Origin of the sequence: Streptomonospora alba (assembly GCF_000826685.1) — a bacterium.
Taxonomy (GTDB): domain Bacteria; phylum Actinomycetota; class Actinomycetes; order Streptosporangiales; family Streptosporangiaceae; genus Streptomonospora; species Streptomonospora alba.
The window spans coordinates 1-19,636 of sequence record NZ_JROO01000026.1 but is presented as its reverse complement, the minus strand read 5'-3'; the positions used below and the strand labels follow the sequence as shown (position 1 = coordinate 19,636).

Sequence of the window (19,636 nt, the reverse complement as noted above, 5' to 3'; positions counted from 1 at the left end):
GGGTAGCGGGGCATCAGTCCGCACCGTGCGGTGCCGGAGCCGGCGAGGGCTCCGGCACGCGGGAAGCGGGCCGCTGTGATCGTCGGCGGGCGCGCCGCCGGTCGCAGCGCCCCCGCCGCGAGAGACCCGGTCGGCGCGGCACCCGGACCTCCTGCCGCGTCGGCCGCCTCGCGCCTCCCAGTCAGCCCTCGTGCCGCCTCAGAGGAAACTCACACCTTGGGCCAGCGGCAGCTCGGTGGAGTAGTTGACGGTGTTGGTGGCGCGGCGCATGTAGGCGCGCCAGGCGTCGGAGCCGGACTCGCGCCCCGAACCGGTGGCCTTCTCGCCGCCGAAGGCGCCGCCGATCTCGGCGCCGGAGGTGCCGATGTTGACGTTGGCGATGCCGCAGTCGCAGCCGGCCGCCGACAGGAACCGCTCGGCCTCGCGCTGGTCGCGGGTGAACACCGAGCCCGACAGTCCCTGCGGTACCCCGTTGTGCAGCTCCAGGGCCTCCTCGAAGGTGCGGTAGGTGAGCACGTACAGGATCGGAGCGAAGGTCTCCTCGCACACGATGGCGCTCTGGCGCGGCATGCGCACCACCGCGGGGTCTGCGTAGTAGGCCCGGGGCGCCTCGTCCTCCAGGCGGCGCGCGCCGCCGGTGAGCAGGCTGCCGCCCTCGTCGGCGGCCGCCTGCAGGGCGCGCCCCATCGAGCGGTGGGCGCCCTCGCCGATCAGCGGGCCTACGAGGGTGTCCGCGGCGAAGGGGTCGCCGATGCGCTCGCGCAGCTTGGTGTAGGCCTCGGCGACGCGCCCGGTGAAGTCCTCGGCGATGTCCTCGTGCACGATGAGGCGCCGCTGGGTGGTGCAGCGCTGGCCCGCGGTGCCGGCGGCGCCGAAGACGACCCCTTGCAGGGCCAGGTCGGCGTCGGCCGAGGGGGCGACGATCGCGGCGTTGTTGCCGCCCAGTTCCAACAGGTAGCGGCCCAGGCGGGAGGCCACCCGGGGGGCGACCTCGCGGCCCATGCGGACTGATCCGGTGGCGCTCAGCAGCGCCACCCGCGGGTCGTCGACGAGCCGCTCGCCGACCTCGCGACCGCCGATCAGCACACGGTGCACGCCTTCGGGGGCGCCGACGTCGGCGGCGGCGCGCATCAGCAGTCCGTGGCAGGCCAGTGCGGTCAGCGGCGTCGACTCGGAGGGCTTCCATACGACGGTGTCACCGCACACCAGTGCCACCGCGGTGTTCCACGACCACACGGCGACGGGGAAGTTGAAGGCGGTGACGACCCCGACCACGCCCAGCGGGTGCCAGGTCTCCATCAGCCGGTGGCCGGGCCGCTCGGAGGCCATCGTGCGGCCGTAGAGCTGGCGGGACAGGCCCACGGCGAAGTCGCAGATGTCGATCATCTCCTGGACCTCGCCGGCGGCCTCGGAGCCGATCTTGCCGGCTTCGATGGTGACGAGGTCGGCCACGTCCTGCTTGTGCTCGCGCAGCAGTTCGCCCAGCCGACGTACGAGGTGGCCGCGCTCGGGCGCCGGTGTGTCGCGCCAGGCCCCGGTGAAGACCGATTCGGCCGTGGCGACGGCCCGGTCGGCTTCGGCGGCGCCGGCGGGCGCCAGCTCGAACAGCGTCTCGCCGGTGATGGGGGTGCGGGCGGTGTGCCCGGTGCCGGAGCCTTCTGCGAGGCCCTCGGCGCCGCAGCGGCGCAGCGCGGTGCGGGCGCGCTCACGCAGCTGCTCGGTTTCGGGTAGGGCTGCCATGTCCTTCTCTCTCCGTTGAGAGGCGGGTGCGGGCATTCGACTTTTTCCCCGCACCGCCCCGGGATAACCGCGTGTCGGTTCCGCCGGGTCGGCGCGGGCGGCGGTCGGGCGGCGCGGTGCCTGTGGGAGGCTGTGCGCCGAACCCCGCGCCCGGCCCCGGTTCCGGCCGCGGCGGCGCGCCGGTGTCCGGGCGGAGCCTAGGGTGACCGCTTGGCAACGACACCGGCGACCGCGCTATACCTGGAAGGAGGCGCGGCGTGTCCCCGCACGGCCGGGGGCCGCACGCCGCAACGCACATGAGGGCCACCGCCATGACCGTCGAGGAGTCCCGCACCGCCTTCGCCGCACCGCAGGCGATCCTGCGCCGCTCGGGCTTCGCCGCCGCGGCTCCGCTGTTCGCGGCCGACCTGGCCGCGGCCGCCGACGCGGAGGAGGCCGAGGGGGTCGTCGCCTCGCACGGCCGGAGGCTGTGGACCGAGGCGGTGCGCCAGAGCGACGGCGTCGCCGACGACCGCTTCCTGTACTGGGCGCGGTTGACCCTCAGCGCCCGGCTGCGCGAGTGGCGTCCCGCCTTCTCCGTGGACGAGCAGCGCCGCGCCGCGCTGGCCGACCGGCTGGAGCGGGCCTCGCGCGGGCACGACGACCTGGTGTTCCCGCCCGACGACAAGCTGCTGCGGGTCGTCGTGGCCGGGTTCGATCCCTTCGGCCTGGACACCGACGTCCGCCGCTCCAACCCCTCCGGCGCCGCCGCGCTCACCCTGCACGGGTCCCGCCTGGAGATCGGCGGCCGCTCGGCGGCGCTGCGCACCGCGATCTTCCCCACGCGCTGGCGGGACCTGACCGCGGGCATGGTCGAGCAGGCGCTGGGGCCGCACTACTCCCCCGGCCCGGGTGCGGTGGCCGCCGACGCGGTGATCACGGTCAGCCAGGGCCGGCCGGGCCGGTTCGACCTGCCCCGCTACAGTGCCGGGATGCGCGGCGCGGCGCCCGACAACGAGGGGGTGAGCGCGCCGGGTCCGGTGCCGCCGCCGCGCGTGGAGCCGGCCCTCGATCCGCTGCCGGAGTGGACCGCTTCCTCGCTGCGGCGCGGCGCCGTCCTGCAGCACGCGGAGGGGCGCTTCCCGGTGCACGACAACACCGAGGTCACCGAGGTGCCGGCGGAGGGCGGCGAACCGGTGACGCACGCGGGCGGTCCCACGCCCGGCGCGCGGGTGCGCGCGGGCGGGGGCGGGGACTACGTCTCCAACGAGGTCGCCTACCGCAACACGCTGCTGCGCGACGCGACGGGACGCGAGATCCCCGCCGGCCACGTGCTCACCCCGGTGCTGGAACTCGGCTCGGCCGATCCCGAGGCGCTGACCTCGCCGGACTTCGAGCGCGACCGCGCCGACATCGTCGAGCAGCTGCGCGCGATCGTGCAGGCGGCGCTGGAGGGGTGAGGGGCCGTTCCAGGGCGGGGCCGGACACGACGAGGCCCCGGCTCGCGCCTTGTGCCGAGCCGGGGCCGTGCGGCAGGGCGCCGAGGACCCTGCGGGAACCGCCTAGTAGCTCGTGGTGGTCGAGCTCGCCATGAGCGCGTCGAACCCCACGAATATCCAGTAGAGCACTCCGACGACCAGGCCCACGCCGAAGAGGATCCAGGAGATCAGCGTGCAGGTCCGCGCGGCCTTGGGGTTGCTCTCGGCCTGGGTGATGGCCACGATCGCCAGGATCAGGCCGACCAGCGAGAACAGGCAGTTGATGCACAACCCGATCACGTTGGCCACCAGCGCGCCGATCGCCGCACCCTTGTTGGCGGGGGGCTCGCCGGGACCGCCGGGCGGAGGCGGAGGGCCGTAGGCGCCGCCGCCGGGCGGGCCGGAGGGGGGCGGCGGGGGCGGCGGGCCGTAGCCTCCGCTGTTGCCGTAGGGCGGCTGACCCCCTGACGGTCCGTAACTCATGTGTTTCCTCCCCGGAAATGCCCGGGCGGCGCGCTCACCGGCGCCGCTGGGATGTCTCGATAGGTTTGCGTACTTGCGTGCACAGGTTGGATGCGCACACGAGCGCCGCGGTTCCGTCGGTTCGCTGAGCCTGCCCGATGCGGGCGCAGGGGCGGCCGCCTTCGAAGACGCACCGCAAATCGGATCAGGGCGCTGGAATCCGCAGCGTCCGCCAGGGCAGCATACGGTGTCCGATCCCCGGCCCGGTCCGCCAGGGCCCTGCACAATGCGGGATCACGGCCGTACCCGGGGGTGGGCGGCCGATCGCGGCCACCGCTGCGGAGCGCAGACGCCGGTCCAGGCGGCGCCGCGCCGCCTGGGCGCGGCGATCGCCGGCGCGGATGATCGTGATACAACCGCAATCGGCCCGCTGTCCGGAGAGGAGAGCAGGCGGAGCTCAGCCTTCGTCCTCCAGGATCCCGTCGATGATGTCGCCCAGCACCCGCTCCTTGTCGTCTCCGGTGAGGTTGCCCATCTCGACCAGCGCACCGGCCGTTTCGACACGGTCGCCCGCGCGCCCTTCGACCACGCACAGGCGCACCACTTCGCGGGTGGGGATGTGCAGGAACCGCAGTTCGTCGGGCGGGGCGAGGTCGTAGAGGTTGACCGGGTAGCGGGAATGGCGGTTGCGCCACTGCTCGGCGCGTTTGAGCACGAAGCCGTGCAGCAGCGACTCCAGGATCTCGGGGGCGGCCAGGGCGTCGGCGTCGCCCTGGGCCCGGCACGCGGCGCAGTTGGCCAGTTCGGCCTTGAGCAGGCGGCGGGCACCGGGATGGACGACGTGCTCAGCGTTGAGCTTGCTGGGGTGTCGGTGCGCCATGGACCCAGCTTAGGAGGATCGGGCCCCACGAGACGGCGGAAACCGCCCGCGGAGCAGGGGGCGCAGGGAACGAGGCCCGCATCACCGGGGTTGCCACGTCGTATTCGCCCTCCCTGCGGGTAGGCGCGCCTGCGAGGGAATGAAAGAGGTGTGAGATGAGCCAGAACGTTTTTGTGCTCGGCATGGACGAGCAGAACCGCGAAACCCTCGATCAGCTCCCCCACGACGTCCGCTTCCACGAACTGCTGTCGGTGGACCGGGTGCGCAAGCGCGACGACCTGGCCGCGATGCTGGACGAGGCCCGCGCACAGCTGGACGCTTTCGAGGGGTCGGTGGACGCCATCATGGGCTACTGGGACTTCCCGGTGAGCACCCTGGTGCCGATCCTGTGCGCGGAGCGGGGCCTGCCCGCGCCGCCGCTGGAGGCGGTCGTCAAGTGCGAGCACAAGTACTGGAGCCGCTTGGAGCAGGCCGAGGTCATCGACGAACTGCCCGCCTTCGCCGAGATCCCCTTCGACGCCGAGGGCCCGCCCGAGCACCTGAAGTACCCCATGTGGCTGAAGCCGGTGAAGGGGTTCTCCTCGGAGCTGGCCTTCCGGGTCGCCGACGACGAGGGCTTCCGCGACGCCCTGGCCCGTATCCGGGAGGGAGCCGGCAAACTCGGCGGTCCCTTCGAGTGGGTACTGGACCAGATCGAGCTGCCCGAGGCCGTGGCCCAGGCCGGAGGGACGGCATGCCTGGCCGAGGAGGCGGTGGACGGTCTCCAGCTGACCGTCGAGGGATACGTGTACAAGGGCCGCCCGCACGCCTACGGGGTGATCGACTCGCTGAACTACCCCGGCTCCCCCAGCTTCCTGCGCTACCAGTACCCCTCCGAGCTGCCCGGGCACGTACTGGAGCGGGTCCGCGACGTCGCCTGCCGCGTGGTCACCCGGATGGGCCTGGACGACACCACGTTCAACATCGAGTTCTTCTGGGACCCCGACACCGACACCACGCGCCTGCTGGAGGTCAATCCCCGCCACTCCCAGTCCCACGCCAAGCTGATGACCTACGTCGACGCCCGCCCCAACCACTCCTACCGCCTCGACCTCGCCCTGGGCCACGAACCCGTGCTGGAGCAGGGCGGCGGCGAGTCCGCGGTGGCGGCGAAGTGGTTCCTGCGCCGCTTCGCCGACGGCGTGGTGCGTATCGCTCCCGACGACGAGGACGTCGCCGCCATGGCGCGCGACATCCCCGGCACCTCGGCGGAGATCATGGTCAGCCCCGGCATGTGGCTGTCGGAGCTGCCCGACCAGGACAGCTACAGCTACGCCTTGGCGATCGTCTACACGGGCGCGGCCGACGCCGAGAGTCTGCAGCGCGCTTATGAACTGTGCCTGGCCCGGCTTCCGTTCGAGATCGAGGAGGAGCCCGGCTGAGGCAGGCGCGGAGCCGACGAGAAGGGAGAGGCCGCATGCGCCATGTCACGGAACCGGAACTGCCCCACAAGGTCGTCGAGGACCAGGGGGTCATGATCCCCCTGTCCGACGGCACCCGGCTGGCCGCGCGGATCTGGCGGCCCGAGCCGGCCGAGGAACCGGTCCCGGCGATCCTGGAGTTCATCCCCTACCGCCAGCGCGACCTCACCGCCCAGCGCGATTCCACCATCCACCCCTATCTGGCGGGCCACGGCTACGCCTGCGCCCGAGTGGACCTGCGCGGCAGCGGCGACTCCGAGGGCGTGCTCGCCGACGAGTACCTGGAGCAGGAACTGCGCGACGCCGAGGAGGTGCTGGCCTGGCTGGCCTCCCAGCCGTGGTGCTCGGGCTCGACGGGCATGATGGGCATCTCCTGGGGCGGGTTCAACGCGCTGCAGGTGGCGGCGCGCCGCCCGGAGAGCCTGGGCGCGATCGTGTCGCTGTGCTCGACCGACGACCGCTACGCCGATGACGTGCACTACATGGGCGGCTGCCTGCTGGGCGACAACCTCTCGTGGGCCTCGACGATGTTCGCCTACACCTCCTGCCCGCCGGACCCGGCCGTGGTCGGCGAGCGCTGGCGGGAGATGTGGCAGCAGCGGCTGGCCCACAGCGGGCTGTGGCTGGACACCTGGCTGCGCCACCAGCTGCGCGACGACTACTGGCGGCACGGCTCGGTGTGTGAGGACCTCTCCGACATCGAGGTGCCGGTGATGGCCGTCAGCGGGTGGGCCGACGGTTACTCCAACGCGGTGTTCCGGCTGATGGAAGGGCTGAGCGTGCCGCGGCTGGGGCTGATCGGCCCGTGGTCGCACAAGTACCCGCACCTGGGCGTGCCCGGACCCGCCATCGGGTTCCTGCAGCAGTGCGTGCGCTGGTGGGACCGCTGGCTCAAGGGCGTGGACAACGACGTCATGGACGAGCCGACCGTGCGGACCTGGATGCAGGAGAGTGTGCCGCCCTCCACCGCCTACGAGGAGCGGCCCGGCCGCTGGGTGGGCGAGCCCCGCTGGCCCTCGCCGCGCATCAGCCGCCGCACCCACCCCTTGGGCAAGGACCGCATCGCCGAGCCCGGCGAGGAGGTCGGATCCGAGAGCGCGTCGGTGGAGTCGCCACTGACCGTGGGCCAGTACGCGGGCAAGTGGTGCTCCTACAACGCACCGCCGGATCTGCCCTTCGACCAGCGCGAGGACGACGGCGGGTCGCTGGTCTTCGACAGCGAGGCGCTGCCCGAGCGGCTGGAGATCCTCGGCGCGCCGGTGGTCAACCTCGAGTTCACCGTCGACCGGCCGGTGGCGATGGTGAGCGTGCGGCTGTCGGATGTGGCCCCCGACGGGCGGGCGACGCGGGTGACCTACGGGCTGCTCAACCTCACCCACTCCGAGGACCACTCCCAGGCCCAGGACCTGGTGCCCGGCAAGCGCTACAAGGTGGCCGTGCCGATGAACGGGGTGGCCCAGGCGTTCCCGCCGGGGCACCGGCTGCGGGTGTCGGTGTCGACCTCCTATTGGCCCCTGGCCTGGCCGCCGCCGGAGCCGGTGCTGCTGACGGTGCTACTGGAAGGCGAGAGCACCGTCGTGCTGCCGGTGCGCCCGACCGACAGCTCCGACGAGGTGGCGCCGCAGCCCTTCGACGAGGCCGAGGGAACGCCCCCGCTGGCGTCGACCCACCTGATCCCCGGCGATCAGCAGTGGAAGGTCGAGCGCGACCTGGTCGACTACGAGTCGTCGCTGCGGGTGGTCAAGGACCTGGGCACGGTGCGCTTCGAGGACATCGACCTGGACGTGTCCCGACGCGCCGACGAGGTCTACACGGTGCGCGTCGACGACTTCACCTCGCCCACGGGCACCACCGAGTGGCACATGCGCTTCAAACGCGAGGGGTGGGATGTGGAGACGGTCACCAAGACCGAGCTCACCTCCACCCCCGAGGCCTTCCATCTGAACGCGACGCTGGACGCCTACGAGAACGGCGACCGGGTCACCGCGCGCACCTGGAACACGGTCGTTCCGCGCAACCACGTCTGAGGCCGCCGGCCGCCGCGCAGGCGGTGCGCTGCCACGGAGCGGCCGAAACCGCGGAGGGCCCCGCCGGGAGTTCCCGGCGGGGCCCTCCGCGGTCGGTGGCGGGTCAGCCCCCGTCGACCTGGTCGTGGTAGGTCAGCCGGGTCCGTTCGGTGTGGTCGTTCATCAGGCGGGCGGCCTCATCGGCGCTGCCCGCCTGGATGGCGTCGATGATCCCGGCGTGCTCGTCCCAGGAGGCCATGCCGCGCGAGCGCGCGATGGGAGCGTAGTACCAGCGCACCCGGCGGTCGACCTGTGCGGCCAGCTCGGCCAGGACCCGGTTGCCCGATGCCTCGATGACTCCGCGGTGGAAGTCGGCGTTCGCCGTGACCACCGAGTCGACGTCGGCGTCGGAGACCGCGGCGACGCCGGCGCGCCACAGCTCGCGCAGATGCTCGAGCTGCGCGGGCTCGGCCGACAGTGCCGCCAGGCGGGCGGCCTCGGTCTCCAGCACGGCGCGCACCGCGAGCAGCTGGTCGGCCTCGCTTTCGGTGGGCGTGTGCACGAAGGCGCCGTAGCCCGGCCGCAGATCGACCCAGGCTTCGTTGCTCAGGCGCTGGAGTGCCTCGCGCACAGGCTGGCGCGATACGCCCAGCTGCTCGGCGAGCTCGCTTTCGACCAGATGCCTGCCGGGCGGGAACTCCCGGGTGATGATGAGGTTGAGGAGGGTCTCGTAGACCGTCTCACGAAGTGGGACAGGGCGTTGCACCCGCCCACTCAGCGCGGCCTTCAACGGCTGTGTGGTCATGCCGCTCCTGCCCGTCGCACGATGCTCGAATGTTTGATGTAGACAGTCTACGAAATCCCGGCAACGCCTGCGGGCCGTGCGGCGATCGCGAGCCCGCGGGCGGCCCGCCGGCTCGCGATCGCACGGGGCGCACCCGGCGGCACGTCGGCCGCCCCGGCCGCGCCCGCCCCCTGCACACGAGGGTTCGGCGACGGAGAAGAACCGATGAACTTGCTGTTCGCCTGCATTCACCCGTTCCTTTTCCGCTACCGACCCCTCGTGCTTGCACGCATCTCAGCATACTGTATACAAAATCGTTCGGGCGAGAGAACGGAGCACAGTATGAGAATCGCCATCCTCGGCGCCGGCGCGATCGGCGCCTACGCGGGCGCCGCACTCCACCGCGGCGGAGCCGACGTCCACCTGATCGCCCGGGGCCCCCACCTGGAGGCGCTGCGGAGCGACGGGGTGCGCGTCCTCAGCGACCGGGGCGACTTCACCGCCCGGCCCAACGCCACCAGCGACCCCCGCGAGATCGGCCCCGTCGACTTCGTCTTCCTGGGCCTCAAGGCCCAGCACTACGCCGGCTGCGGGCCGATGCTGCGTCCGCTCATGGGCCCGCACACCGCCGTGGTCGCCGCACAGAACGGCATCCCCTGGTGGTACTTCCACGGCACCTCGGGGCCGCTGGCCGAGCACCGGGTCCACACCGTCGACCCGGGCGGCGCCGTGAGCCGGGCGATCCCCGTCGAGCGCGCCATCGGCTGCGTCGTCTACGCCGCCACCGAGATCGAGGCGCCCGGCGTCGTCCGCCATCTGGAGGGCACCCGCTTCTCCATCGGCGAGCCCGACGGCAGCGCCTCCCAGCGCAGCACCGACTTCAGCGAGGCGATGAAGGCCGGCGGACTGAAGTGCCCGGTGGAGCCGGATCTGCGGGAGGAGATCTGGGTCAAGCTGATGGGCAACATCACCTTCAACCCCCTCAGCGCACTGACCCGCTCCACCATGGCCCAGATCTGCCACAACCGCTCCTCGCGCGAAATGGCGCGGGCGATGATGAACGAGACGCTGGAGGTGGCGGCACGCCTGGGCGTCCGCCCCTCGATCTCCGTCGAGCGCCGCCTGGCCGGAGCCGAACGCGCCGGCGACCACCGCACCTCCACCCTGCACGACGTCGAGCGCGGCCGCCCCATGGAGCTCGACGTCATCCTCACCGCCGTCGTCGAGCTCGCCGACCTGGTCGGCGCCGAGGTGCCCACCCTGCGCACCGTCGACGCGGTCGCCCGGCTGCTCAACGACCGGCTGGTCGACGGCAGCGTGGCCGAGCGCATGGCCGCCGCCGCGCCGGCCCGTGCCGCCTGAGGCTCCCGACCTCTTCTCCCCGCCCGGCGGGGGCGGTCCCCTGCCGCCGCCCCCGCCTGCGAGCCCTTGCCCGCCGCACGGGTTTCGCATACTGTAGACAATATTGCTGTGATGTAATCGACACACCGCAGTGGCCACGAGACCCAAGCGAGGCCTTGAAGATGCGATCGGACGACCACCAGCCCAGCAGCTACGAACGCCTCACCCGCCCGCTCGTTCGTGAGGACGGCCGACTGCGTCCCGCCTCGTGGGACGAGGCGCTGGACCGCGCCGCCGACGGCTTCCGCGCCGGAGTCGAGCGCCACGGCCCCGACACCTTCGGCATGCTCTCCTGCGCACGGGCCACCAACGAGATGAACTTCATGGCCCAGAAGTTCACCCGCGTCGTGATGGGCACCAACAACGTCGACTCCTGCAACCGCACCTGCCACGCACCGAGCGTGGCCGGGCTGTCCGCGGCCTTCGGCTCGGGAGGAGGCACCTCCTCCTACTCCGATGTCGAGGACACCGACCTGATCATCGTGTGGGGCGGCAACCCGCGCTTCGCCCACCCGATCTTCTTCCAGCACGTGCTCAAGGGCGTGCACAAGGGCGCCCGGCTTGTCGTGGTCGACCCCCGCCGCACCTCGTCGGCCCAGTGGGCCGACCGCTGGCTGGGCCTCAACGTCGGCACCGACATTCCGCTGGCCCACGCGATCGGGCGCGAGATCATCCACGCGGGCCTGGCCAACCAAGCCTTCATCCAGCGGGCCACCACCGGCTTCGAGGAGTACCGCGAACTGGTCGAGCCCTGGACCCTGGCGGCGGCCGAGGCCGAGACGGGCGTACCCGCCGACGCCATCCGCGAGCTGGCCCACGCCTACGCCACCGCCGAGCGGGCGCAGCTGTCGTGGACGCTGGGCATCACCGAGCACCACAACGCCACCGACAACGTCAAGGCGCTGATCAACCTCGCCCTGCTCACCGGGCACGTGGGCCGCTACGGCTCCGGCCTGCAGCCGCTGCGCGGGCAGAACAACGTCCAGGGCGGCGGCGACATGGGCGCCATTCCCGACCGGCTGGCCGGGTTCCAGGACATCCTCGACGCCGAGGTCCGCTCGCGCTTCGAGGCGGTCTGGAACACCACCATCCAGCCGCAGAAGGGCAAGACGCTGACCCAGATGTTCGAGGCGATGGACGAGGACGAGCTCAAGACGCTCTACGTCATCGGCGAGAACCCGGTGCAGTCCGAGCCCGAGACCTTCACCACCACCCGCCGGCTGCAGCAGCTGGACCACCTGGTGGTGCAGGACATCTTCCTGACCAAGACCGCCGAACTGGCCGACGTGGTACTGCCGGCCAGCGCGTCCTGGTGCGAGTCCGACGGCACCTTCACCAACAGCGAGCGCCGCGTGCAGCTGGTGCGCAAGGCGCTGGACCCGCCGCCCGGTGCGCGCGACGACATCGAGATCATGTGCGAACTGGCCCAGCGCCTGGGGCACGCCTGGCAGCGCCCCGACTCCGAGGTCGTCTGGGACGAGCTGCGCAGCCTCTCGCCCATCCACCGCGGTATGAGCTACCGGCGGCTGGAGGAGCTGCAGGGCATCCAGTGGCCCTGCTTCTCCGAGGACCGCCTGGAGCCCAGCTATCTGCATTCCCGGCTGTGGTCGACCGATCCCCAGGAGCGGGGCGACCCCGCGCCCTTCGGGATCGTGGGCCACTCGCCGCCGGTCGACCTGCTCGACGACGACTACCCCTTCCGCCTGACCACGGGCCGCCGGTTGGACGACTACAACACCGGCGTGCAGACCAGCGGCTTCTCCTCGCCCATGCGGCGCGGCGAGACGCTGGACCTCTCGCCCGAGGACGCCGAGCGGCTGGGTATCGCCCACGGCGAGGTCGTACGGGTCTCCTCGCGCCGCGGATCGGTGCTGGTGCCCGCCGCCGTCTCCACGCAGATGCGCTCGGGGCTGGTCTTCATGACCTTCCACTTCCCCGACCAGGTCGACACCCAGCTGCTGACCATCGACGCCACCGACCCTGACGCCGGTACCGCCGAGTACAAGGCGGCGGCCGTGAGCATCGAGAAGATCACCGAGGGAGCCGCGCCCGCGGGGGCGGCCGACCATGCGCCGGTACCGGCCTCGCCCTAGCCGCGACCGCCGCGGCCCGCGGCCGGGACCCCTGCGGTCCCGGCTCCGGCCCCGGGTGCTCTGTTCGCCACCCGGCACCCGGGGCGCGGGCCGCGGGTACGCGGCGGGCAGCGGTGCGTGCCGGCCGCGGCGGCCGGGCGTTCTCGGCCGTGCGGCACGAGCGTTCCGCTTCCGGCGCGTAGCGAGGCGGCCTCCGCCCGAACTGCGCCCGGGCGGAGGCCGCCGGGTCGGCGCGCACCACGGGTGCGCGCCGACCGCAGCGGGCATGGCCGTGGGCACGCACCTGCAGGACAGCGCCCGAAGACGGGGGCGAGCGGGGGTTGCCCACGGCGGGTATTAAGCATACTGTAGCCCGTATACAAAGTCTGTGACCTGGCTTACATTTGATTCGAGGTGACCGGGGACGTGGACCTGCACTTCCTGGACGCAGTTCCGGAGGACGCCGAGCGCGAGGCCGTGGACGCTGTCCTGGGCCCGCCCGATTCGGGATGGGACGGCGGCACGCGCCAGGCTTCCGATCTGCGCTTCGCCGAGGGCGGCCACGTCGCCCGCGGCAGGCGCGACCTGCTGCTTCCGGCACTGCATGCCGTCAACGACCGCGTGGGCTGGATCAGCCAGGCCGCGCTCGACTACATCTGCCGCCGGCTGACGATCCCGCCGGCCGAGGCCTACGGCGTGGCGACCTTCTACGCCATGTTCTCGCTCAAACAGCGCCCGCGCCGGGTCGTGCACGTGTGCACCGACATCGCCTGCGCGGCCAAGGACTCCGCGAGCCTCTGCGCGCAGCTGACCGAGCGCGTGGGCGAGCCGGGGAGCGAGGACGGCGAGTTCACCTGGCACGAGAGCCCGTGCCTGGGCCTGTGCGAACGGGCACCCGCCGCGGTGTCGCTGCAGGCGGGCGACCCGCCCCGCTACAGCGTGGCCGCGCCGGCGAACGTCGACGACATCGTCCCCGCACCCGGTGAAGTACCCGCCGCGGAGGCATCCGCGGCCGCATCGGCCAACGGACACGGCGCTTCGGGCAACGGCCACGGGCCCTCGCTCGACGGGGACCGCCCGCAGCGCCGCACCACCTTCTCCCCCGAGACGCTGCCCGGTCCCGCACCCGAACCGCCGCCGCACGCGGCGGTCCCCCAAGCCGGCGACCCCGACCTCGTCCTGCTGCGCCGCATCGGCGTGGTCGACCCCACCAGCCTGGACGACTACCGCGCCAACGGCGGCTACGCCGCGCTGCGCGAGGCGCTGCGGCTGGGCTCCGCCGGCGTCATCCGCGAGGTCTCCGATTCGGGACTGGTGGGACGCGGCGGCGCCGCGTTCCCCACCGGGCGCAAATGGGACGGCACCGCCAAGCGGCCCGAGACTCCGCGCTATGTCATCTGCAACGCCGACGAGAGCGAGCCCGGCACCTTCAAGGACCGGGTCCTCATGGAGGGCGACCCGTTCTCGGTGATCGAGGCGCTGACCATCGCCGGCTACGCCAACAACGCCGCCATGGGCTACATCTACATCCGCGGCGAATACCCGCGGGCGCTGTGGCTGCTGGAGAACGCGATCGAGCTGGCCCGGGCGCGCAACCTGCTGGGCACCGACATCCTCGGCACCGGGTTCGACTTCGACATCGAGATCCGCCGCGGCGCCGGCGCCTACATCTGCGGCGAGGAGACCGCGATCTTCAACTCGATCGAAGGGCTGCGCGGCGAGCCCCGCAGCAAACCGCCCTTCCCCGTCGAGCGCGGCGTCTTCGGCAAGCCCACCGCCATCAACAACGTCGAGACCCTCGTCAACGTGCTGCCGATCGTGCTGCAGGGCGGACCCGCCTACGCGTCCATCGGCACCGGCCGCTCCACCGGCCCCAAGCTGTTCTGCGTCTCCGGCGCGGTCGAGCGCCCCGGCGTCTACGAGGTCCCCTTCGGCGCCGACCTGCGCGAGCTGATGGAGATGTGCGGCGGGGTGGGAACCGGTTCCGACGGACGGGAGCGCGTGCCGCGGGCGGTGCTGCTGGGCGGCGCCGCCGGCGGGTTCGTCCGCGGCGACGAACTCGACATCCCGCTGACCTTCGAGGGCGCACGCGACGCCGGGGCCACCCTCGGCTCGGGCGTCATCCTCGTTCTCGACGAAAGCGTCGACCTCACCGCGATCCTCGTGCGCATCGCGGCGTTCTTCCGCGACGAGTCCTGCGGCCAGTGCGTGCCCTGCCGGGTCGGCACCGTCCGCCAGGAGGAGGCGCTGGTGCGGCTCTCGCAGGGAACGGGGGCGCGCCGCACCGACCTGGCGCTGCTGCGCGAGGTGGGCGACGCGATGCGCGACGCCTCGATCTGCGGGCTGGGCCAGACCGCGTGGAACGCGGTGGAGTCGGCGATCGACCGGCTGGGCGCGTTCGGCCCGCAGGAGGAACCAACCCTTTAAGGAGGTCCGGTGAGCACACCGGTTGCTATTGGGGCGCCTCGCCGCCTGGTCGAGGCCACCGTCGACGGCCAGGTGGTGCGCGTGCCCGAGGGCTCGACCATCCTGGACGCCTGCGAAGAAGTCGGCACCGACGTGCCGACGCTGTGCTACGGCGACACCCTCACCCCGCGCAACGCCTGCCGGGTGTGTGTGGTGGAGGTCGAGGGCGCGCGCACGCTCGTCCCCGCCTGCTCGCGCAAGGTCGAGGACTCCATGTCGGTGGCCACCGACTCCGAGCGCGTCCGCCACAGCCGCAAGATGGTGCTGGAGCTGCTGGGCTCCTCGGTGGACCTGTCCACCACGCCCGGCATCCCCGAGTGGAACGAGCGCTACGACGCACGGCCCGAGCGGTTCGGCCCCCGGGCCGAACCCGCGCCCATGGGCGAGCGCGAGGCCCGGCGCGCCGGGGAGCACACGGTCGGCGACGGCATGGCGGCCGAGACCGTCGAGCAGCCCACCAAGATCGACAACGATCTCTACGTGCGCGACTACGGCAAGTGCATCATGTGCTACAAGTGCGTCGACGCCTGCGGCGAGCAGTGGCAGAACACCTTCGCCATCGGCATCGCCGGCCGCGGGTTCGACGCGGGGGTCTCCACCGAGCACGACCTGGCGCTGCCCGACTCCGCCTGCGTCTACTGCGGCAACTGCATCGAGGTCTGCCCGACCGGGGCGCTGATGTTCCGCAGCGAGTACGAGATGCGCCAGGAGGGTACCTGGGACGAGGAGAACCAGTCCCAGACCACCACAATCTGCACCTACTGCGGGGTCGGCTGCAACGTCACCCTCCACGTGCAGGAGAACGAGATAGTGAAGGTCACCTCACCGCACGACAATCCCGTGACGCACGGAAACCTGTGCATCAAGGGGCGGTTCGGCTACCAGCACGTGCAGCAGAGACGCCACGACTGACGCCGTGCGGCCCCCGCCCGGGGGCCGCCGCGGTCAGCCTGGGCGCGGTCGGACGGCGGTTCGCAGACTGAAGACCGGCCGCAGCGGGAAGACCTCCCGCGTCCGGCCGCACCGACAGTGCGCCGGGCACAGGAAGCCCGAGGGCTTCCGGAAAGGGGCAGTGCCATGGGACGGGTCACGGTCCGCGAGCGGATCCTGCGCATCCGGGACGGCGTGGCGGACGAGCGCGCCGACACCCTGGTCGCCGAGGAGCCGCTGGAGATCCGGATGAACGGCCGGGCTCTCACGGTAACGATGCGCACTCCGGGCCACGACTTCGACCTGGCGGCGGGATTCCTGGTGAGCGAGGGCGTCATCACCGAGCCCGACCAGATCTCGACCATCCGCTACTGCGCCGGAGCCACCGACGACGGCTCCAACACCTACAACGTCCTCGACGTCGTGCTGGCGCCCGGAGTCCCGGTGCCCGAGGCGTCGCTGGAGCGCAACTTCTACACCACCTCCTCCTGCGGCGTGTGCGGCAAGGCCAGCCTGGAGGCGGTCTCCACCGTCGCCCACTGGTCGGTCGCCGACGACGAGGCGGACTTCGCCGTCGCGGTCCTGTCGCAGATGCCCGACCGCCTGCGCGAGGCCCAGCGGGTCTTCGACCGCACCGGCGGGCTGCACGCCGCCGGCTTGTTCACTCCCGAGGGGGAGCTGCTCGCCGTGCGCGAGGACGTCGGCAGGCACAACGCCGTCGACAAGCTCGTGGGCTGGGCCCTGCGCGAGCGCCGGCTTCCGCTGCGCGGCAGCGCGCTGATGGTTTCGGGGCGGGCCTCCTTCGAACTCGCGCAGAAGGCGCTGATGGCGGGAATCCCGATGCTGGCCGCGGTCTCCGCGCCCTCGTCGCTGGCCGTGGAACTGGCCGCCGACTCGGGGCTGAGCCTGGTCGGGTTCCTGCGCGGCGCCTCCATGAACGTCTACGCCGGCCGGCAACGGGTCACCCTGGAGACGGCGTCCACGACGCCGATGGCGGCCCCAGGGTGATCTGCCGACCGGGCCGGTAGGCGCGAGACCGGCCGGCGTGCACCAGCCCCCTGCGCCGGCCGGTCCCGACATTCCTCGCACCGCCCGGGGGCGGGCATCGGCCTGCCCCCGGGCGCGGTGCCCACCGGTCCGGGCCCCGGCGCGCCGTTCCACCCGGACGCCGCTGCCGGGGCGGCCGGTCGGCGCCGATGCGGTCGAGCTCCGCGGCGCCCGCGCGCCCGAGGCACCGCTACTGCGGTTTCGCCGCCTTCTTCGCCGCCTTCTCGCTCTTTTTGAAGGCACGGACCTCGGCCAGGGTCTGCTCGTCGACCACGTCGGCGATGGAGCGGCGCGCGTCCTGTTCGCCGTAGGCGCCGGCCGCCTCGCGCCAGCCCGGCGCCTGCAGCCCGAACTGCTTGCCCAGCAGCGCCAGGAAGATCCGCGCCTTCTGGTCTCCGTAGCCCGGCAGCGCTTTGAGCCGCTTGAGGACCTCGCGTCCGTCGGGCTCTCCCGAGGTCCACAGCGCGGCGGCGTCGCCGCCGTAGTGCTCGACGAGGTAGCCGCACAGCGTCTGGATGCGGCCCGCCATCGAGCCGGGGAAGCGGTGGACGGCCGGCTGCCGAGAGCAGACCTCGGCGAACTCCTCCGGATCGGTGGCGGCGATGGTGCGGGCGTCGAGGCCGCCCATCCGGTCGGAGATCTTCTTCGGCCCGGCGAAGGCCACCTCCATCGCCACCTGCTGATCCAGCAGCATGCCGATCAGCAGCGCCAGCGGATCCGACGCCAGCAGCGCGTCGGCTTCAGGTTCCTGGACGAGGTGCAACGAGCTCATGGCCGCCATTGTCCCAGGGGAGGGCCCCGACGGCACGTCCCGCCGCCGTGCGGTCGCAGGGAAGCCGTGCAGGGCCGATGGACGGCCGGCTGCCGAGCGCGGATTCCGACGGAAGCCGTCTCCATCGCCACCTGCCCCTCCAGCACCATGCCGATCGGCAGCGACGGCGCCCGACGCCGGCGGCGCAGCGCGGTCGGTCGGGCGGCGGAGGCTGCGCGCCGTCCTCCGGGCCCGCGGGATCCGCCCTGTCCCCGGTGTCGGCCGCGTACTCGGCGGCTGAACGGGCGGGGCGCGCCTACGACCGCCGGGGCTCGCGGCCGGAGAGCCGCCCGGAGGCCGCGCCGGCGCCCGTCTCGGGGCACCGGCGCGGCCGGGCCGGCTCACATCAGCCGTGCTCCTTGGGGACGTAGGTGTAGTCGGGGAAGTTGCCGGGCAGGCGCTCGTCGGCCGGGCCGCGGGTGACCGCGTGGACCAGGAGCTTGCCGCCCACGAAGGCGCCGCGCCAGGACGCTCCCCAGCCGCCGAACATCTCGTCGCGGTCGCCGCGCGAGCGCGGCCGGTTGATGCCGACCTTGAAGGCGCGCACCTCCTCGGCCAGCCGCGCCCCCAGGTCGGGGTCGTCGGTGGAGATCGTCGAGACCAGGGCGCCGTTGCTGGCGTTCATGGCCGCCAGCAGTTCGGCCTCGGTGTCGACGAGCACGATGGAGTCGGCCGGGCCGAAGGGCTCGGCGTGGAACAGCGGGGAGGAGCGCGGCGGCTCCAGCAGGGACACCGGTGCGACGTAGGCGTCGGTGTTCTGGCCCGGCAGCAGGTGGGCGTCGTCCACGGAGCCGCGGTAGAGCGGCACCGCCCCGCCGGCGATGGCGTCGCTCACCTGGGCGGTGAGGTCCTTGGCCTTGGCCGCGTTGATCAGCGGGCCGAAGTCGAGTTCGGGCAGGTCGTCCTCAGGCGAGGAGACGGCGAGCGGGTGGCCGAAGCGCACCGAGTCCACCGCCGGCAGGTAGGCGCCGAGGAACCTGTCGAACAGGGAGCGCTGCACGACGAAGCGGGGGTAGGCGGTGCAGCGCTGCTTGGCGTAGTCGAAGGTCTTGCGGACCTGGCCGGCGAAGGTCTCCCAGTCGCTGTACTCCCACACGCCCCAGCAGTTGAGCCCCTCCTGCTCCAGGATGTGCGGCTTGCCGAGGTCGGCGAGGTCGGTGGCGACCTGGCCGCCGGTGTCGCGGCCGCCGACGAAGGACACGCAGCCGATCTCCGGCGAGCGCACCAGCACCGGCGACAGGTTCCGCCCACCGCCGCTGACCAGCGTGAAGGGCAGTCCTTCGCGCGCGGCCAGGGCCACGGCCAGGGTCAGGCACACCAGGCCGCCGTCGGTGGGGGTCTTGGCGATGGCGGCGTTGCCGGCCAGCGCCTGCACGCACATGGCGTGGGCCAGCACGCTCATCGGGTAGTTCCAGCTGGCGATGTTGCTGACCGGCCCCTCCAGCGGGGCGCGGCCCTCCATCATGTCCTCGATCTGCTCCACGTACCATTCGGAGCCCGAGATCGCGCGGTCGACGTCCTGGCGGGCCAGCTTCCAGGACTTGCCGATCTCCCAGACCAGCGCGAGCGCGAGCGTGTCGCGGTGCTCGCCCCAGGCCTCGACGGTGGCGCGCACCCGCGCGCGGCGCTCCTCAAGCGGGGTGACCCGCCAGGTGCGGTGCTGGTCGGCCGCCGCGCGCACCGCGGCCTCGGCGGTGTCGGCGTCGATCATGGGCGGGCCGGCGATCTCGGTGCCGTCGACGGGCGAGACCGCCAGGCGCGGTTCACCGTCGGCGCGCCAGCGGCCGCCCCAGTGGTTGTGCACCCGATCGGCCGCGAACGCCTCGGGGGCGATCTCGCGGCAGCGCTGGTACAGGGTGGTCCATTCGGTTCCGGGCTTGAGCATGAGGGTCATTCGATTCCCCTGGTGGTTGCGGTGCTGGGCCGATGCTGAGCGGCCGGCGGCCGATCCCGGCCGCCGGCGCTCTCAACACTCCCCTGACTCCGGATCCGCGGCCACGGCCGCGGCGCGTCCGCTTCGGCGACTCTTCACAGTCCGTCGCGAGCGGCGATAGTTAACAGAGCGCTCGGGCGATCTCGGCCGTCTCGGTGGGGGTTTTGCCGACCTTGACGCCGGCGGC

The 19,636-nt window shown here is 72.5% G+C and carries 15 protein-coding genes; 8 read left to right on the top strand and 7 right to left on the bottom strand.

The window, feature by feature from the left end; all coding sequences use genetic code 11:
• Positions 1–198: 198 nt before the first annotated feature.
• Complete coding sequence (amaB, locus tag LP52_RS13135) at positions 199–1,740, bottom strand: L-piperidine-6-carboxylate dehydrogenase (protein WP_040273701.1); 1,542 nt, start codon at positions 1,738–1,740, stop codon at positions 199–201.
• Between the two features lie 257 nt (positions 1,741–1,997).
• Here amaB and LP52_RS13130 point away from each other — a divergent pair, with 257 nt between their 5' ends.
• Positions 1,998–3,179 carry a pyroglutamyl peptidase gene (locus tag LP52_RS13130; RefSeq protein ID WP_238580904.1) on the top strand — a complete coding sequence of 394 codons (1,182 nt, stop codon included), beginning with the start codon at positions 1,998–2,000 and terminating at the stop codon, positions 3,177–3,179.
• A 102-nt stretch (positions 3,180–3,281) separates the two neighbouring features.
• Here LP52_RS13130 and LP52_RS26575 read toward each other — a convergent pair whose 3' ends face one another.
• Both LP52_RS26575 and LP52_RS13120 read right to left on the bottom strand, forming a co-directional pair.
• Entirely contained in the window at positions 3,282–3,680 is a 399-nt protein-coding gene (locus LP52_RS26575) for a hypothetical protein (RefSeq protein ID WP_040273700.1), read from the bottom strand.
• 436 nt (positions 3,681–4,116) lie between these two features.
• Positions 4,117–4,539, bottom strand: a complete 423-nt coding sequence (locus tag LP52_RS13120; protein WP_040273699.1) for a hypothetical protein — start codon at positions 4,537–4,539, stop codon at positions 4,117–4,119.
• A 155-nt stretch (positions 4,540–4,694) separates the two neighbouring features.
• Here LP52_RS13120 and LP52_RS13115 point away from each other — a divergent pair, with 155 nt between their 5' ends.
• On the top strand, positions 4,695–5,960 hold the full coding sequence (locus LP52_RS13115) for an ATP-grasp domain-containing protein (RefSeq protein WP_040273698.1): 1,266 nt from the start codon (positions 4,695–4,697) through the stop codon (positions 5,958–5,960).
• Positions 5,961–5,995: 35 nt separating this feature from the next.
• On the top strand, positions 5,996–8,026 hold the full coding sequence (locus LP52_RS13110) for a CocE/NonD family hydrolase (RefSeq protein ID WP_040273697.1): 2,031 nt from the start codon (positions 5,996–5,998) through the stop codon (positions 8,024–8,026).
• A gap of 103 nt (positions 8,027–8,129) precedes the next feature.
• Here the strand turns inward: LP52_RS13110 and LP52_RS13105 are convergent, their stop codons facing one another.
• Positions 8,130–8,810, bottom strand: a complete 681-nt coding sequence (locus LP52_RS13105; protein ID WP_040273696.1) for a GntR family transcriptional regulator — start codon at positions 8,808–8,810, stop codon at positions 8,130–8,132.
• A 47-nt stretch (positions 8,811–8,857) separates the two neighbouring features.
• On the bottom strand, positions 8,858–9,037 hold the full coding sequence (locus LP52_RS27280) for a hypothetical protein (protein ID WP_157036319.1): 180 nt from the start codon (positions 9,035–9,037) through the stop codon (positions 8,858–8,860).
• Positions 9,038–9,131: 94 nt separating this feature from the next.
• On the opposite strand from LP52_RS27280, the gene LP52_RS13100 reads away from it, so the two are divergent.
• The 5 genes from LP52_RS13100 to fdhD all read left to right on the top strand — a co-directional run bounded on the left by LP52_RS13100 (position 9,132) and on the right by fdhD (position 16,666).
• Complete coding sequence (locus LP52_RS13100; RefSeq protein WP_040273694.1) at positions 9,132–10,151, top strand: 2-dehydropantoate 2-reductase; 1,020 nt, start codon at positions 9,132–9,134, stop codon at positions 10,149–10,151.
• A 161-nt stretch (positions 10,152–10,312) separates the two neighbouring features.
• Positions 10,313–12,283: a molybdopterin oxidoreductase family protein gene (locus LP52_RS13095; protein ID WP_040273693.1), complete on the top strand. Its 1,971-nt coding sequence runs from the start codon at positions 10,313–10,315 to the stop codon at positions 12,281–12,283.
• A gap of 405 nt (positions 12,284–12,688) precedes the next feature.
• Positions 12,689–14,689 (top strand): NAD(P)H-dependent oxidoreductase subunit E, encoded by a 2,001-nt coding sequence (locus LP52_RS13090; protein ID WP_040273692.1) that lies wholly within the window; start codon positions 12,689–12,691, stop codon positions 14,687–14,689.
• Between the two features lie 9 nt (positions 14,690–14,698).
• Positions 14,699–15,640: a 2Fe-2S iron-sulfur cluster-binding protein gene (locus LP52_RS13085; RefSeq protein ID WP_040273691.1), complete on the top strand. Its 942-nt coding sequence runs from the start codon at positions 14,699–14,701 to the stop codon at positions 15,638–15,640.
• 165 nt (positions 15,641–15,805) lie between these two features.
• On the top strand, positions 15,806–16,666 hold the full coding sequence (gene fdhD / locus LP52_RS13080; protein WP_040273690.1) for a formate dehydrogenase accessory sulfurtransferase FdhD: 861 nt from the start codon (positions 15,806–15,808) through the stop codon (positions 16,664–16,666).
• A 229-nt stretch (positions 16,667–16,895) separates the two neighbouring features.
• Here the strand turns inward: fdhD and LP52_RS13075 are convergent, their stop codons facing one another.
• Positions 16,896–17,477, bottom strand: coding sequence for an HhH-GPD-type base excision DNA repair protein (locus LP52_RS13075; RefSeq protein WP_040273688.1), 582 nt, complete (start codon positions 17,475–17,477; stop codon positions 16,896–16,898).
• Positions 17,478–17,862: 385 nt separating this feature from the next.
• Entirely contained in the window at positions 17,863–19,410 is a 1,548-nt protein-coding gene (locus tag LP52_RS13070) for an aldehyde dehydrogenase family protein (RefSeq protein ID WP_040273687.1), read from the bottom strand.
• Between the last annotated feature and the right edge of the window lie 226 nt (positions 19,411–19,636).

Coding starts and splice junctions, on each gene's coding strand:
- LP52_RS13110 (WP_040273697.1), top strand. CDS start 5,996: ATGCGCCATGTCACGGAACCGGAACTGCCCCACAAGGTCGTCGAGGAC.
- LP52_RS13105 (WP_040273696.1), bottom strand. CDS start 8,810: ATGACCACACAGCCGTTGAAGGCCGCGCTGAGTGGGCGGGTGCAACGC.
- fdhD (WP_040273690.1), top strand. CDS start 15,806: ATGGGACGGGTCACGGTCCGCGAGCGGATCCTGCGCATCCGGGACGGC.
- LP52_RS13070 (WP_040273687.1), bottom strand. CDS start 19,410: ATGACCCTCATGCTCAAGCCCGGAACCGAATGGACCACCCTGTACCAG.
- LP52_RS13075 (WP_040273688.1), bottom strand. CDS start 17,477: ATGAGCTCGTTGCACCTCGTCCAGGAACCTGAAGCCGACGCGCTGCTG.
- LP52_RS26575 (WP_040273700.1), bottom strand. CDS start 3,680: ATGAGTTACGGACCGTCAGGGGGTCAGCCGCCCTACGGCAACAGCGGA.
- LP52_RS13115 (WP_040273698.1), top strand. CDS start 4,695: ATGAGCCAGAACGTTTTTGTGCTCGGCATGGACGAGCAGAACCGCGAA.
- LP52_RS27280 (WP_157036319.1), bottom strand. CDS start 9,037: ATGCAGGCGAACAGCAAGTTCATCGGTTCTTCTCCGTCGCCGAACCCT.
- LP52_RS13095 (WP_040273693.1), top strand. CDS start 10,313: ATGCGATCGGACGACCACCAGCCCAGCAGCTACGAACGCCTCACCCGC.
- LP52_RS13120 (WP_040273699.1), bottom strand. CDS start 4,539: ATGGCGCACCGACACCCCAGCAAGCTCAACGCTGAGCACGTCGTCCAT.
- LP52_RS13100 (WP_040273694.1), top strand. CDS start 9,132: ATGAGAATCGCCATCCTCGGCGCCGGCGCGATCGGCGCCTACGCGGGC.
- amaB (WP_040273701.1), bottom strand. CDS start 1,740: ATGGCAGCCCTACCCGAAACCGAGCAGCTGCGTGAGCGCGCCCGCACC.